At 44.6% G+C, this 14958-nt stretch carries 21 protein-coding genes; 2 read left to right on the top strand and 19 right to left on the bottom strand.

Features of this window, described 5'->3' with window-relative positions; all coding sequences use genetic code 11:
* Together NZ952_05410 and NZ952_05405 are read right to left on the bottom strand one after the other, a co-directional pair.
* Window positions 1-182 (bottom strand): translation initiation factor IF-2 (locus tag NZ952_05410; GenBank protein ID MCS7120622.1); only part of this gene is annotated, 182 nt, incomplete at its 3' end.
* Window positions 183-204: 22 nt separating this feature from the next.
* Window positions 205-1281 carry a phosphotransacetylase family protein gene (locus tag NZ952_05405; GenBank protein MCS7120621.1) on the bottom strand — a complete coding sequence of 359 codons (1077 nt, stop codon included), beginning with the start codon at window positions 1279-1281 and terminating at the stop codon, window positions 205-207.
* Window positions 1282-1464: 183 nt separating this feature from the next.
* On the opposite strand from NZ952_05405, the gene NZ952_05400 reads away from it, so the two are divergent.
* Complete coding sequence (locus tag NZ952_05400) at window positions 1465-1698, top strand: GtrA family protein (GenBank protein MCS7120620.1); 234 nt, start codon at window positions 1465-1467, stop codon at window positions 1696-1698.
* Between the two features lie 90 nt (window positions 1699-1788).
* Here NZ952_05400 and NZ952_05395 read toward each other — a convergent pair whose 3' ends face one another.
* Complete coding sequence (locus NZ952_05395) at window positions 1789-3888, bottom strand: acetate--CoA ligase family protein (protein ID MCS7120619.1); 2100 nt, start codon at window positions 3886-3888, stop codon at window positions 1789-1791.
* A gap of 129 nt (window positions 3889-4017) precedes the next feature.
* On the opposite strand from NZ952_05395, the gene NZ952_05390 reads away from it, so the two are divergent.
* Window positions 4018-5907, top strand: a complete 1890-nt coding sequence (locus NZ952_05390; protein MCS7120618.1) for a GNAT family N-acetyltransferase — start codon at window positions 4018-4020, stop codon at window positions 5905-5907.
* A gap of 66 nt (window positions 5908-5973) precedes the next feature.
* On the opposite strand, the gene NZ952_05385 is transcribed toward NZ952_05390, so the two are convergent.
* The 16 genes from NZ952_05385 to NZ952_05310 form a co-directional block, all read right to left on the bottom strand.
* Complete coding sequence (locus NZ952_05385) at window positions 5974-6573, bottom strand: 50S ribosomal protein L18 (GenBank protein MCS7120617.1); 600 nt, start codon at window positions 6571-6573, stop codon at window positions 5974-5976.
* Window positions 6573-7025 (bottom strand): 50S ribosomal protein L19e, encoded by a 453-nt coding sequence (locus NZ952_05380; GenBank protein MCS7120616.1) that lies wholly within the window; start codon window positions 7023-7025, stop codon window positions 6573-6575. The genes NZ952_05385 and NZ952_05380 overlap by 1 nt, the downstream gene beginning before the upstream one ends.
* A gap of 33 nt (window positions 7026-7058) precedes the next feature.
* Window positions 7059-7493 carry a 50S ribosomal protein L32e gene (locus NZ952_05375; protein MCS7120615.1) on the bottom strand — a complete coding sequence of 145 codons (435 nt, stop codon included), beginning with the start codon at window positions 7491-7493 and terminating at the stop codon, window positions 7059-7061.
* Window positions 7490-8038, bottom strand: a complete 549-nt coding sequence (locus NZ952_05370) for a 50S ribosomal protein L6 (protein ID MCS7120614.1) — start codon at window positions 8036-8038, stop codon at window positions 7490-7492. The genes NZ952_05375 and NZ952_05370 overlap by 4 nt, the downstream gene beginning before the upstream one ends.
* On the bottom strand, window positions 8028-8411 hold the full coding sequence (locus NZ952_05365; GenBank protein ID MCS7120613.1) for a 30S ribosomal protein S8: 384 nt from the start codon (window positions 8409-8411) through the stop codon (window positions 8028-8030). Before NZ952_05365 ends, NZ952_05370 begins: the two co-directional genes overlap by 11 nt.
* 19 nt (window positions 8412-8430) lie before the next feature.
* Entirely contained in the window at window positions 8431-8595 is a 165-nt protein-coding gene (locus NZ952_05360) for a 30S ribosomal protein S14 (protein MCS7120612.1), read from the bottom strand.
* Window positions 8596-8607: 12 nt separating this feature from the next.
* A complete protein-coding gene (locus NZ952_05355) occupies window positions 8608-9147 on the bottom strand; it encodes a 50S ribosomal protein L5 (GenBank protein ID MCS7120611.1) in 540 nt (179 codons plus the stop codon).
* Window positions 9148-9154: 7 nt separating this feature from the next.
* A complete protein-coding gene (locus tag NZ952_05350; GenBank protein MCS7120610.1) occupies window positions 9155-9919 on the bottom strand; it encodes a 30S ribosomal protein S4e in 765 nt (254 codons plus the stop codon).
* Entirely contained in the window at window positions 9916-10386 is a 471-nt protein-coding gene (rplX, locus tag NZ952_05345; protein MCS7120609.1) for a 50S ribosomal protein L24, read from the bottom strand. The genes NZ952_05350 and rplX overlap by 4 nt, the downstream gene beginning before the upstream one ends.
* A gap of 18 nt (window positions 10387-10404) precedes the next feature.
* Window positions 10405-10845, bottom strand: a complete 441-nt coding sequence (locus NZ952_05340) for a 50S ribosomal protein L14 (GenBank protein MCS7120608.1) — start codon at window positions 10843-10845, stop codon at window positions 10405-10407.
* 7 nt (window positions 10846-10852) lie between these two features.
* On the bottom strand, window positions 10853-11170 hold the full coding sequence (locus NZ952_05335; GenBank protein ID MCS7120607.1) for a 30S ribosomal protein S17: 318 nt from the start codon (window positions 11168-11170) through the stop codon (window positions 10853-10855).
* Window positions 11171-11452, bottom strand: coding sequence for a ribonuclease P protein subunit (locus NZ952_05330; GenBank protein MCS7120606.1), 282 nt, complete (start codon window positions 11450-11452; stop codon window positions 11171-11173).
* Window positions 11449-11664, bottom strand: a complete 216-nt coding sequence (gene rpmC / locus NZ952_05325; protein MCS7120605.1) for a 50S ribosomal protein L29 — start codon at window positions 11662-11664, stop codon at window positions 11449-11451. The genes NZ952_05330 and rpmC overlap by 4 nt, the downstream gene beginning before the upstream one ends.
* Window positions 11664-12362, bottom strand: a complete 699-nt coding sequence (locus tag NZ952_05320; GenBank protein MCS7120604.1) for a 30S ribosomal protein S3 — start codon at window positions 12360-12362, stop codon at window positions 11664-11666. Before NZ952_05320 ends, rpmC begins: the two co-directional genes overlap by 1 nt.
* Window positions 12363-12836: a 50S ribosomal protein L22 gene (locus NZ952_05315; GenBank protein MCS7120603.1), complete on the bottom strand. Its 474-nt coding sequence runs from the start codon at window positions 12834-12836 to the stop codon at window positions 12363-12365. It abuts the gene before it with no gap.
* Between the two features lie 161 nt (window positions 12837-12997).
* Window positions 12998-14842, bottom strand: coding sequence for an alkaline phosphatase family protein (locus NZ952_05310; protein ID MCS7120602.1), 1845 nt, complete (start codon window positions 14840-14842; stop codon window positions 12998-13000).
* Between the last annotated feature and the right edge of the window lie 116 nt (window positions 14843-14958).

Below are 14958 nucleotides of genomic sequence, written 5' to 3'. Positions count from 1 at the left end.
AGCAGTGGACCCGCTATCTCCCTCAAAGTCTCAAGCGGGAAGAAGCTTGCGCCAATATGCTGAGTCATACCTCCTGCTTCCCTAGCTTGCACGCTGCTTTTTCGGATACTGTCTAAAAGAAGAGTCTTGCCGCTGTCAACGTGCCCTAGGACGCAGACAATCGGCTGCCTGATGGGCAATATTCGTTCACCAAACTGTAAAACTTTAGTTCCACATCTCCAAGATCCTGCGCCAATCCACATTATCCATTACTAGGCTCTTCGCTCGATCGATTCTCGCGTGATCCTCAGGTTTAATCTTCCCAACAATATTCCTGATTTTTTGAAGAGTAGTGTATGTGTCATCGGGGACTAAAATTACGGGGACAGATAGGTCGTCTGCTTTCGGCAAAACTTTTATGCTTGGATAAAGGTTGCCAGTTAACACTAGTCCAGAAACCCCTGCCTCCAATGCCGCAAGTATTATGTCAGTTCTGTCCCCGCCCGTTATGACAATCTCATCTTTTGTCTTCTGGAAATATCGTATGGCACTCTCAGGAGTCATAGCGCCAACCAACACCGCTTTTATAATTCTGTTCATGCCTTCTTTCCCCGCTAGAAGTTTTCCTCCGATCTCCTCGTAAATTTCGCTTACGGTTAGTGCGCTGAGTAATGTGTCCTCCGGAACAGTTCCCAAGATCTCAATCCCTTTTTCTTGTAGGAAGGGAGCGATCATCTTCTTCGCCCTCTCCATCTTCCCCTCAGGAACCTTGTTTAACACTACGCCAGATATAGAGGCCCCACATTTGGCGCAGTAGTCCTCAGCTTGAAGAAGATCATCTATGATGGAGTCGTCTCTAAAAACGGTTACCACTATGATCTTTGCATTAAGGTCTTTAGCTAGCTTCGGAGCTGGGCATCCAAGTACGTGGCCATATGAAAGCTTAGGGGCACCTTCTATTAGAACTAGGTCTTTACCAGCCGAGACCTTATTATATGACTCCACAATTAGAGTACCGCATCTGGAAATTCCTATACCCATAAAATCGTCAAGCAATGCTTCCCTCTTAAAGGTTAGGGGACAGATGTCTTCCGGTTTGTCCTCTTGTCCCGTAATCTTCTTGAGGGTCACCGCATCCTCGTCAAAAGATTCTTTAGATCTCGTATCACTCCGAAAGCCTAATGGTTTGAAATAGCCAACTTTCATTCCTTCTCCTTTTGCTAGCAGCGCAAATGAAATGGCTATTGTAGTCTTGCCTGCAAGCCCCTCCAACGACGCCAGATAAATGGCATGATTATGCATTTCTGTCAACACTCCACAAATATTGTTGGATTGTTTCATACTCATAAAACTTTGTTGAGATTATCTTGTATGAATTGCGGCATAACTAAAATAAGGCTATCTCTACTTTATATGAAAAAGTTCGCGGCGAATATGAGAGAACATATATGGTGAAAGATTTGAAGGTATAGAAGTGGATGGAAAATGATGAGTAGAATTAGCAGGTTTATCAGGTTTCATTTTAAGCGTGCTTCTAAGTCTGCTATTGTCGGAGCTGAAGGAGCCGTCGTTCAAATGATCGTGACATATGTCTTGACAGAGTTTTTTGGAATATGGTATCTCATCTCTGTATCTATTGGAATTCTAATTGCCTTTGCACATAACTATTTTCTTAACTATTACTGGGCATTTAGAGATGTGATAAGAAGAGATCAGTAGCCTCTTTCAGCGTCCTTCGCATATGAACAATAAAGGGTTAGAGGATTGATAGTGTCGTGACATATCGTGCGCATGGTTCGTTAAGATGAGTTACTTTTTAATCGTCGCTCGGATGTCAATTGCAGTGCAGCCTTCTCCCTCCCGATAAACAAAGAGCGGGTTTATCTCCATTTCAACTATCTCTGGAAATCTATACATAATCTGTGAGACTTTCAAGATAACCTCTATCAGGGAATCAATATCTGAGGGTGACTCTCCTCTTACACCTCTCAGCAGCGTATATGCCTTGGTCTCTTCAATCATCTCTTTTGCCTCCGACCTAGTTATGGGGCATAATCTATAGGAAACATCTCTAAGGAAGTTTACATATATCCCGCCGAGTCCAAACATTATTAATGGACCGAACTGTCGGTCCCTGATTGCGCCTACAATAACCTCTTTTCCCTGCTGCACCATTTCTTGAATCAGTATACCCGATATTTTTGCTTGAGGAATGAGTTGACTCGCCCTTCTCAACAGTTCATCAAAGTGTCTATCTACCTCAAAGCTTGAGTTAACATTTAGGATAACACCGCCTACGTCAGTTTTATGCAGTATTTCTGGAGAAACAATTTTCATCGCAACCGGGTATCCGATAGAATTGGCTATATCGACCGCCTCTGTTCTATTTCTTGCTATAGCGCCCTTAGGTATGGGAATTCGGTAAGCCTCAGCAACCTCGAAGGCCTCATCGACTGTGAGACTCAGTCTATCGCTACTTTTGACCTTCGTAATTATCTCTTTAATCTTCTCGTCATCCACATCGTTAAAAACGGGAATATTATTCTCTTGTCGTTTAAGGGCTGATACATAATCACACATTCTCTTTAGCGCGTAGGCCGCGGATTCGGGAAAACTATAATTTGGCACCCCACTCTTCTGCAGAGTTTTTATCGCTATAGAGTCGTCATCGAGGCCCATGAAAGAGGCGAGTATCGGCTTACTTGATTTTTTACGTATCTCAGACAAAACCTCAGATACTCTTTCGCATGGAGTCATTGCTTGAGGCGTCAGTATTACGATTATTCCATCGATCACCTCGCTTTTCAAACCGGCCTCGAGAGCAACTTTGTATCTAGTCTCATCAGCGTCTCCAAGAATATCGATTGGATTATTCAAACTTGCATGCGGAGGAAGCGATTTTCTCAGCTCCTCTCGAATATCATACTCTAGCAGAGGTAACTCAAGTCCAATCCGTTCGCACATATCTGCGGCCAGAATTCCGGGGCCACCGCCGTTAGTTATGATGAGCGTTCTTTTCCCCTTTGGGAGAGGCTGTTCGCCAAATGCTATGACCACATTGAATAGTTCCTCTAAGGTATTCACCCTGATAATAGATGTCTTTCTGAATACCTCTGTGAAGGCTGTGTCAGAGCCAGCGAGAGATCCAGTGTGGGATGAGACCGCCCTGATTCCAACCTCAGTTGTTCCCGCCTTTAATGCGACTACTGGTTTCCTTTTAGTTGCCTCTTTCGCAACATTTATGAAGCGCTCCCCGTCCTTTATTCCCTCAATATAGAGCCCGATCACATTGGTCTCATTATCATTTGCCAGTTCCTCGAGAAAATCTGCAGCGGTTAAGTCCGCTTCATTGCCGAGGCTGACGAAACTTGTGAAACCTATGTCCTTCTGGATGGCGAGATTAAGAATGGCGCTTCCAAGAGCGCCGCTCTGCGATACGAAGGCTATTCTTCCAGGTAGTGGATTGGCAGCCGCGAATGACGCGTTCATTCGCCCCCTAACGTTGATTATTCCAAGGCAGTTTGGTCCTTGCAGTCGCATCCCATATCTTCGACAAATGTCGACAAGGTTCCTTTCAAGCATGGCGCCTTCTTTTCCGGTTTCGCTAAAACCAGCAGATAAGACGGTAATTCCCCTCACACCTTTTTGTCCGCATTGCTCAGCAACTATTGGCACTATCTTTGCTGGGACGGCGATCACCGCCAAGTCCACCTCTGATGGAACAGAATTTACATCAGGATAACATTTTACTCCTAATATTTGGTCTGCTTGAGGGTTAATTGGGAAGACGTCGCCTGGAAAGCCTGAGTCAAGCAGATTCTTGAATACTTTGTGCCCAACTTTTGTGGGCTCTCTGCTCGCCCCGATAACGGCGATCGACCTTGGTTTGAAGAACGCCTCTAGGACCATCGGCTCACCTGTCTCCATCACCTTTTTCTGTCGGGTTTTTAATGATTTAGGCGCGGCTCCTTCATATTTATCTATGCCGGTTTTAATGTTTATTTGTATTCGAATTTAACATGAGTGTGCTTGACAAGTATGAAGAGTAAGGAGGAGCTTCGATCGAGATCTTATGACGAGAAGAAGATGGGGTTAAAGGAAGCTCTTGAGCTGATTAGGACTGGTGACCATATTTTCGTAGGTTCAGCTTGCGGGGAGCCGCAGTACTTGGTCAACGGACTTGTTGAAAAGGCAAGTCATCTCGAAGATAATGAGATTCTACATGTACATACGTTGGGTGTCGCTCCATACACGAGGCCTATCTACTCGGAAAGATTTCGTTTAAACGCCTTCTTTGTTGGGATTAACACGCGTGAAGCTGTTGCCCAAGGAAGAGCTGATTATACACCTGTTTTCCTTTCAGATCTTCCTCGCCTAATTAGAAGAGGAATGATTCCCATCGATGTTGCATTGATTCAGGTGACACCGCCAGATGAGCATGGCTTCTGCAGTCTCGGGGTTTCAGTTGAGATCACTAAGACAGCGGCAGAGAATGCGAAGCTTGTGATCGCTCAAGTGAACCGTGAGATGCCCAGGGTTTTAGGCGACAGCTTCATTCATGTCAACCAAATCGACGTCGTTGTTGAGCATGATGAGCCGATCCTAGAGATGCCGCGTCGAGAACGCGACATAGTTTCCGAGAGGATAGCTAGGTATGTTTCTCAGCTAGTCGATGATGAGTCAACTTTGCAGATAGGCATAGGCAGTATTCCAGACTCGGTATTGGATGCTCTGGTAGATAAGAGGGATCTTGGCATACATACTGAACTCCTCACCGAAGGCGTTGTCGATCTAGTTGAGGATGGTGTGGTGACTTGCGCAAAAAAGACGATAAACCGGGGAAAGATAATCGCATCTTTTGCTATGGGAACTAGACGATTATACGATTTTATAGATAATAATCCAATGGTTGAATTCTATGAGTCAGATTATGTCAATAACCCGTTAGTGATAAGCCAGCATGAGAAGATGGTTGCCATTAATCAGGCGCTTGAAATTGATTTGACGGGACAGGTCTGCTCTGACTCTTTGGGTTATCGATTCTATAGTGGTCTTGGCGGTCAGGCCGACTTCATCAGGGGGGCGATGCTTGCGAAGAATGGTAAGGCAATAACCGTTATACCCTCAACAGCAAAGGAGGGAAAGATTTCGAGAATAAAGCCTCATCTAAGCAGCGGCGCCGGCGTTGTTCTGACAAGAGGTGATGTCGATTACGTGGTGACAGAGTATGGTATAGCGAATTTGAGGGGGAAGAGCATTAAAGAGAGAGCGTTATCAATAATAAATATCGCTCATCCGAGATTCCGGAACAGCCTCTTAGAGTGGGCTAAACGCCGACATTACGTTCCTCAAGAAGTTCTTCCCTTCCCCGAACTTGAGTATCCGGAGGAACTTGAGAGAAGGGTGACCCTTAAGGATGGTACAGATGTTTTGATTAGACCGATCAAGCCTTCAGATGCAACGATGAAACAGCATCTCTTCTATTCTTTGTCGAAGGAAGCCGTCGTTAAACGTTATTTCGGCTCTTTAAGGGCTTTTCCCCTAAAGAGAGTCTGGCCATACGTGATTGTAGATTACAATAATGAGATGGTCTTGGTAGCCTCTATTTCAGAGAGGAGCGGAGAGAGCATAATTGGAATAGGAAGTTATTCTCGAATCCCCAACAGCGATCTGGCCGAAGTAGCATTCGTCGTTAGGGATGATTGGCAGAATAAGGGTTTAGGATCAATACTCTTCAAGCATCTTGCTGAAGTTGCTATAAAAAAGGGAATTTCAGGCTTCGTAGCGTGGGTGATGAGAGACAATATTAAGATGATGCGTGTTTTCAGGAAATCTTCATTCCCAATGCAGTACAGAGTTGAGGGAGATCTTTACCACGTGAAGATCGATCTCTCGAAGGGAGTAACGAACGAGAGTAATCATAAATGACCAGTCTTTCAAGTTAAAAATTAACGATTGATTCTTGAGAGTTAAATAATGGGGAACTTTATTATTTCAAGTCTGTTTTTCAAAACATGAGATTATGGCTTCTTTGATCGCATGGAAATGTTCAGGAATATCTTCTGGTCTTAAACCTCTTGATAAGTATTCTGAGAATATTCTAGAGAATAATTCAGGTTGCTGGGACAATTTTTCGGCATATTTTGCTATATGCTCCCCGGAGATTCGACTTTCAGATGGCAAGACATCCTCGCCGTATGGAGCCATTACTCCCGCATCCGTGAAACCTTTCAGAGCCGAGAATATCCGTGAGCCTTTGGTAGGTCTTTGTAGCCCCACGTCTAAGACAGCCTCTTTTACACCTTTCTGGACCGCCCTGTACCCGCAAATTAGTCCCGTTAGATATGATGCTGGTAGATTGTCGCAGTTTCCAAGCCATCCATACTTTGTTCTTAGTTCACGCGAATGAGATGAGGCTATTACTTCGTCACCTTTTTCTGTCGCTTTTATAACTTGTGCAATGATGTACTTTCTAGTCTTTCTTATGACAATTCTAGGAAGCCCGGATAGTATCAAATCTTTCCTTAGCCTATAATCCGTCTTTCCTTCTCTGCGTCGGCGGTATGGCACATTATAGCTTGCGTCTTTTGCCATTACTTTCTTCTCCTTAAGCCGTGTGCTTCAATATATCGGTCAATATCTGATACTGAACGGAAGCCTCCGCTTTTTGCGATCTGGTATAGCTTTCGGTAAACATTTTCCGTGATTATACGCTTGTCTTTCAGCTCTCTTAACCTTCTCCTCTGCGCCCTTATTCTCTTCATCCAGGCCTCTTTTGAAGGCGACCTAGCATTCTCGGATCCGCTTCTACAACCGGGTCCACGCCTCTTTCCTTTCTTCTTCTTTTCACTTAATATCCGGGCTCTGTATCTGCTTATCCCCCTTTCTGGTTTCTTGCGTATGACCTTCTCATGTATCAGTTTTCTAATCTCTTCTCTTGTAATTGCCATCTCAACTTCGTCTGCCTTTTCAGGATCTATCCATACTCTAGACTCTCCAACCTTCAATATTTCAGCAGCCATTCTGCGTTGAGTTCTCAATGTCAAGCCGCCCACCCCTTAATTAAGCCTAATATTTCCTCATGATGTTTGTTTTTCGACTACTGGTTTTTCGAGTTCTCTAAATTCCCCGGGGTTAAGTACATATATCCCCTTCTCTTTTGCCTTATTGATTATCTCGATTCTCTTTCTTTTACTTACTGTGTGCCCGATTCTGATCGCTTCAACATCCGGACGTATAGTTTCTAAGTCATCAACATTGAATACGATGATCTCCTTCAATGATGAGGGATGCAGTCCACGAGATTTTTTCGGTCCCCCATATCCAATGTTGGGAGATTGGGGCCAGCCCTTAACCTTCTTTCGCATCTTATTGTCTAATCCTTTTGGTCTTCTCCAGTTTTCCTTTAGGCGCTTGTAACGCCAGCTCTCCTGTCTTCTAAACTTCGGGTTCTTCTTTTTTTCCCTCTTTCTTTTTTCTACCAGGTCTTTTAAATCATTGCTCTTCTCTGTCAATCATAAATCCCCTCCGACTTCTCGTAGATGTATATTCCGTCTAGGAATTTCCTCGGGTCTCTTGCCTTTATTTTTGTTGCCTGTTCAATGTTTGCGGCGGTTTGGCTTACATGCTTGAGGTTTATGCCTTCAACTATTATGTCGTCTCCCTTCACCATCACTTTTGCGTCGCCGACAATCTTTGCAATTCTAGGATTCCGTTCGCCTAGGAAGTTCTCGATTAGAATTTTATCTCGATCGACCTTCACGGTAATAGGAAAATGTGAGTATACTATCTTGAGTCTGTATCTAAAACCTTTGGTCACACCCTTTATCATGTTGCTTATATGCGACTTTACCGTGCCGATCATGGCGATTTTCTTTTTCCTATATTCAGATGTGGAAATTATGATCTTTCGATCTTCAACCCTTATTGAGACGGGTGCATGCGAAAAGTCTTCAATAATTCTTCCCTTCTCTCCACTTATCTCTACTTTTTTTCCGTCCAGATTGACGGTTACGTTTTCAGGGAGTACGATAACCTTAGATGGGATCTCAGTAGACATAAGCTAGGAGGCAACCTCCAATCTTTTTCTGTTTAGCTTCCCTATGAGAAATTACACCTTGAGGTGTTGATATGGCGATCACTCCTATGTCCCTTGCTGGCAGGTATATCTTCTCCCATTTTTCAATATCCGTTGCTCTCACTGAATAACGAGGTCTTATTGCACCACACTTATTCACGCGTCCAAGGAGCTGAACCCTAAATTTTCCTGATCTCCCATCGTCGATGAATTCGAATTCTCCAATATAACCGTTCATTTGCATTACTCGAAGTACGCTTCCCAGCAGCTTAGAGGCTGGCGCAATTATGCACTCCTTCTTTCTTCTTAGCTCATTGTTCATTATCGTTGTAAGCCCATTGGATATTGTATCCATTTCATTTTCCACCTTCTTACTACTCATACTTCTTGAAACCTAATTTCGGAGCGACTTCTCTGAAACATTGTCTGCATAAGTTGATACCATACCTTCGGATTATTGGACCGTAAGATCCGCATCTTCTGCACGGCCTGCTTCCCTTACCGAACTTTCTAATTTTCTTTATCGGCTGTTTGCTCAAATATTGCTCACCTCACAATATTTCAACACCAAATTCCTCTTTAAGGAAAGAAATTGTCTCCTCAGGGGTCAAAAGATGATCTTTGCCAACCTTAGACTTGGCCCTTCGTCTCCATTTCACCCTATACCCGGGTCTGCTTAGGGATATGCAGATGTCCATCCCGATTATCCCAAGTTCCGGGTTATATTTTACTCCTGGAATATCTATGTGTTCTTTGATTCCGAATGAGAGATTTCCAAGCTTATCTATGCATTCCCCTCGGATCTTGTTATCGACAGCCGAGAAGGCTTTCTTGAGAAAAGATGTAGCTTTTTGCCCTCTGAGAGTTACGATGCAAGCGATAGGTTCATTCTTTCTAATTCCGAAGTCCCTTATAGTCTTCTTCGCCTTTCTGATGCAGGGTTTTTGTTCTGTCAGCTCCTGGATTATTTTCATTGCTTTTTCTAGTGGTTCACCGGATTTCCCAACAGACACGTTGACCACTACTTTATCGATCCTTGGCTTAAGCATAGGATTACTCTGCATTGCCTCAACACTTTCTGTTGTTATCATCTGATTCTCAGTCTCCCTCCAGGCTTGGGATTGAGATCTTTGGTTTCTTGTCTCCTATGATGAAGACGTAGTCTAGAATCGTTTGGAAAGTCTCATCTCCGCTGTTCCTGAGGGTAACAAGCCATCTTCTACGTTTGCGGCCAGTCTCTTTTATGATTGAGGTGACAGTGCCGAATTTTCCTATGTTTTCGCCTCCGATGACGGATGCGAACATTCCCTCCCCAATCTTGAAGTGTTCTAAGATCTCCTGGTTTGGCAGGGCTATCGCCAACGTATCTAATGTTTCGTATTCGTTTTGTATTGGGTTTGGCGTGTTCTCATTGCATATGAGAATGTTTCTTCCATCATGAAGGTTTAGTTGTATATGCCCCTCCTTCAGGGTTGTTTTATTCTCGATTCTACAAATCTTGAACCCAGCCTCATCTTGGGGGATTGGGTGAAGTGATAAACCCTTCTTAGATGGCAGGACACGGAAATTCTTTTCGATTTCAGGAATCGAAATAACATCCATTAAGCCTGCTGGAAAGCGATCATCACGTATGGGTCTCCCATCCACCAGAATTTTTCCCTGTGAAACTATTTTTTTAACCTCTTTTCTAGTTTGAGCTAATCCCAGCATGTCTCGAACGATTAATGCTATGGGTATGCAGCGACTAATCGGGTGTGGTCCGGGTATAGGTTTAACGGACCAGACAGCCTCCTTCTTGCGGATGGGCCAGAAACCTGGGGCTACCTCACGTTTTAAGTGACCTCCGCCCCCCTTTCTTTTCATTCTCTCTCAACCTCTCCAACCTGTTCTGATATTACCTCTTTTTCAAGTTTTGGTTTGCCTACTTCTCCTATCTCCTCGCCGCCAGGGGTTTCGGTTGCTCTTGTTGAGTGCTTCCTCTTTAATATTTTCTCTCTCCACTTATCATCCAAGTTTATTTTTGTGATTTCAACCTTCGATGGATGAATTGGAATTAGAACAGTTGACCCGTCGGCTTTTTCTCGTGTTATCCCTTCTATGAAGATTCTGTATTTCTTCCTGTCAACCCTTATTATCTTCCCCTCGTATCCCTTGTAGTCGCCTCTAACAACCCTCACGCTGTCGCCTCTTCTCACTGTTATGGATCTGGTTCCATATGTTTTCCTTAATGATTCCGAAAGGTGTGCTGAGAGCATGCGGGCGCGTATGTGATCTGGCGCGTTGAAGAGCATTTTTCTCTGTTTTGTCGGCTTAGATGTCATGGTCCTCATCAAATCTCAAATCACCCCCTAGACTATAATGCTTGAGGCGCTTGCTATTCTAGGCCACCTCTCCGCAGCCTCTCTTGCTACTGGCCCATGTATTTCTGAGCCTCTCATCTCTCCTTCCGGAGTGATTATAACAGCCGCGTTATCCTCAAATTGAACCCATACTCCTTCAGGCCGCCGGAACGGTCTCCTTTGCCTAACTATAACGGCCCTGAAAAGCTTCTTTCGCATGTCTGGCGCCCCTTTCCTGACCGATGCGATTACGACATCGCCGACTGAAGCTTCTGGGACTCGCCGCAGCCTACCCTTATACCCTAAGACCTGTACTAGCCTCAGCAGTTTGGCCCCTGAGTTGTCCGTGCATTTTATCAGGCAGCCTGCAGGGAGACCCCTTGAGATTTTTGGTCTATTCCCAATTATTCCTTTTGCGACCAGCGCCCTTCCCTTCGCTTTAGCGGCCATTTTTCCTCTATGCCTCCACCTTCTCGATTACAACGAAGGATACTGTTTTGCTGATTGGTCTGCATTCAGCAATCTTCACTTTCTGGTTCTCCGCGGCATTGATGCATGGCGGGTTGTGGGCGGGTATGTGGCTGTGCCGCCTCTCATACCGCTTGTATTTTGGAACATATTTTAGGTAATCTCGTCTGACTATCACCGTTTTTTCCATCTTGGCGCTGGCAACTACACCCTCAATAACTCTTCCTCTCACCTTCAGTGTCCCATGAAATGGACAGTTTGGGTCTTCGCATTCCTTCTCAGGTCTCTTGACAGTGTCTAGCGTCATTCACCAACGCCTCCTAACGACTCTTTTGACCCTGTCTTCCGGCCGCCCAATAAGAACTTTTCCGTCTATTTCAATTACTGTTCCATCTGGAAACTTCACGTGGAAAGTCGATGTCTCCTTTACTATCATCTTCTCTCTTCCATTATGTAGAAGAGTGAAAGTTTTTTTTGTCTCGTTGGTTATTCTCCCTTTAATTCCGACTTTGCTTGGATTTGCGCTTCTAACGACTTTTGCCTCCAATCCTATGAACTCACGTTGGAGTATGGAAGCATCGATCCTCATCTTGTTTTTACTCCCATTCTTTCTTCTTGAAGAACTGTGAGTATCCGGGCGATTGTACGCTTGATCTCTCTAATTCTGCCGCTGTTCTCGATAGCCCCGCCGGACTTAGCCATCGTCTTTAATCTTAAAAGTTCAGCGCGAAGCTCGCTCAGTTTCTGGATCCTGTCATTCTGCGTCATATCTCTAATATCTTTCATCCTCAAGATCGCCATTATTCGCCCGCCTCCCCAACCTCTTCACTCTCACTCGCATCCCCTGATTCTTCATCTATTTGTGGTTTAGAAGATTCTAGTACCTCTGAGGCGCCCTCAGAGATAATCTCAATTAGTTCCACCTTATCTGGAAATTCTACTCCTGAAGGCATAATCGAGACTTTTATTCCAAAAATTCCAGGCTTCAATTGAACGTGTACGACAGCCCTTCTCACGTATTTTAGGGCGGGATCTCCGCTTTTAGGCATGTACCCAGCTCTAAACTTTTCGCTTCTGGCGCGTTCAGTTCGAAGTTTTCCACTTATGACTATCTCAGCGCCTAATGCGCCAGCCTCCATTATCTGGTTTAATGCCCAGAAGCCGGCTCTCCGAAAATGTACTCCTCTCTTTAATGCAGCCGCTATCCTTGAGGCCATTACATGGGCGTTCAGTTCCGGAACCTCGATTTCGGCGACAGAAATCTGTGGATTAGGTAAACCGAATTTTTCCTCCAAAACCTGAGCTAGATTCTTTATGGTTAAGCCGCCGCGTCCAATTATGATGCCTGGCCTAATGGCGTAGATGACTACGTTTGTTCCAAGCGGGGTTTTGGTAACATCTACACCACCGTAACCCGCTCTCTCGAACTCTCTCCATAAGAACTCATCTAGATCTGTTTTCTTAACTGATTCGATAATGAAGTGTTTAACTGTGGACAATTAACTTTTTCCTCCCTGGCTTCCCAAGACTATCTCGATATGACATAGAGTTTCAAAACGAGGGGTAGCTCTTCCCATTGCCCTTGGCATATACCTCTTTATTTTCATTCCGGGATAGGCTGCTGCGTGAATAACTCTTAACTGCTCGGTATCTAATCCCTTATAAAGTGCATTGGATTCTGCGCTCTCCAAAATTCTTAAGATGTTCTTCGCAGCGTTAACCGGATACCTTCCTGAAGCAATCTTTTCCAAGCCTCGCCTATGGGGAAGCTTTTTTCGGCTGCTACGGAATGGGACGGCCTTCTTCTTCTCTTGAACCTGTCTAAGGAACTCTTTCGCCTCCTCGAGCTTCATGCCTTTAATTGCTGTGCAGACCTCTCTCGCCAACTTGACCGATACTCTCAGCTCTCTACCGCTCGCCTTAGCTATTGTCTCCGTATCTAAGTCAGCTACTGAATATCCCCATTTTGGCACTTGCGAACCACCAACTTTCATTGAACAGATGCATGGTTGTTTATAAGAATTATCCCGTAGATCACTGTGCTTGTGCTCAGTTACAGATTAAGAGGCAATTTTCATGATCACTCATGCCCATGAGGGGGAGCTTATATCCTACTTTACTCCGTCCATTCCATTCAGCATTTTGTTTCCAGAATCTCATTTATCAATGCACCGTTTGCATTCTCCAGCCTGCCCAAACCCATTAGATAGGATAGTGTTGGGGCCAAGTCTCTTAGCCAGATTGGCCTTGTGCAATAATATCCCCTTTTTATTCCAGGTCCGCTGATAACGAACATAGCTAGGTTTGTTCCGAGATGGCTGCGTGCGGAGGGGATTCCGTTATGAATGCTTTGGGCCCCTCCCCAAATCCCATATTTTGGGTCTGGTAATCCGATATATCCCGTCCTTTGCATTTGTAGTTTTTCGGAAGGCCTTGTCACTAAGTGGTAGCCAGGTCTTGGCGCGAAGATGACGTCGCCTGAACTTTCGTCTAAGCCTAACACATAGGCCTCTGACCCCTTGACGGCTAGGGTAATGACATGTCGATCTCCGTCCATAATGGATAATAGTAGATCAATTACCTCTTCAACATACTCCTCTGACTCTTTATCACTCAAAATACCGTCCTTAAACCTTTTCTGAGTGTTTAGAATTATTCCATCATGAGTGAAGCCCCTTACGATCGATCTTGCCGTGTCCACATTGCCTTCTCTATCCAAAATAAGTAAACCTCGATCGATCAGGGCGTCTGCTAGAAAGATTACTCCCTTGTTGGGCAGATGACCATGGTCTGATACTACTAGGAAGAGTGTATCATCCTCAGAGAGATCTCTCAGATCCCCAATATATTTATCCATTAGCATGTAGGTTTCTCTCAGAATATTCCAATATTCCGTCGCCTTCTCAGGATTATGGCCTGGGGCTGAGGGATCTATTCCAGCCCAACACTCATGTTGAACGTAGTCTGGGGCTTGGCATTGAGTGAATAGGAGGTTCCATTTTATCTCCTTCTTCAGATATGCTGCGGCTTCTACAAGCCATTTCAAATGCCATTTCAGTTCCTCGAAGTATGTGCCGAACCATTTATGTGCTAGGCAAAATCTGGATGGATTGTCAAGGAACGGTCCGATGCTTCTGCAAATCTCTTCACCTATCTCTGGCGGGTCAGTGAAGCCTTCCAATGAATGTATCTGCGTTCTAAATATTGAGAGTCCTTTTAGGTTCTCGTCTAATTCCACGAGCTTAAACCTAAAGACCGCTTTCTTCTTTTCTCCGTTCCTCTCTAGGTCAATGATAATATGGTTACTCCATTCTCCTGGTCTCAGGTTGCATACACTATCGCGGATGTCTCTTGTTTTACATATGAGAAGCCTATTGTAGGATCGGCTTCCATCAGCATATACCAAGCCTACCCATCTTATCTGGGTGTATTCATTGGATGTGATTAGGTCGATTTCCGTCTCCATTGGTGCAAGCTCCGATTCCGGAAGGTTTTTCCAGCTCTCTGCCTGTGAGAAGTTTAGCTGAGATGTTTCGAAGGTTCCATGAAGCCCTCCAGAATATCTATAAATTTTCCCCATGGTGTAAGCTTTTGCCTCTTCGATAACCCCAATCGCGTCATGTGGAGCCCCATCAGAGATGACAATAACATTTTTATGCGTGGAAGGCCAGCCGCATGGATACCTCAGAAGGACTGATCTTAAACCGTGCTCAGCAGCTTTGGTCCACAGATGCTTAGCCTTACACTCTTTCGAGTTGAAAACCCATTTGGTTATGCCATGTACGCTTGGATCCGCCCCCGTCGCAATGGTTGTCCAGTTTGGCGGGGTAAAGGTGGGCATGGATGGGAGAGCATAGCCGTAAGATCCATAATGCATTAGTTCCTTAATGTTCGGCATTGCGCCTTCAGCTACGAATCTCTGAACAAGATCAAGGATCATCGAATCTATACCGACAAGTATTAGTTTACAGTCTGACATCCTATTCGTCCTCAACGATATGGATTAGAAATTAAATAAAACACTATTGGCTGCGGTGAAGGTTATACTGTGTTTTATCAGAAGAAGACTGAGGCAGATTTGACTTTATGTGGTGG

Source organism: Candidatus Bathyarchaeota archaeon (genome assembly GCA_025059045.1).
Taxonomy (GTDB): Archaea; Thermoproteota; Bathyarchaeia; order Bathyarchaeales; family DTEX01; genus JANXEA01.
Note: the sequence above shows the minus strand (reverse complement) of the source record. Positions and strands in the feature narration are given on the sequence as shown.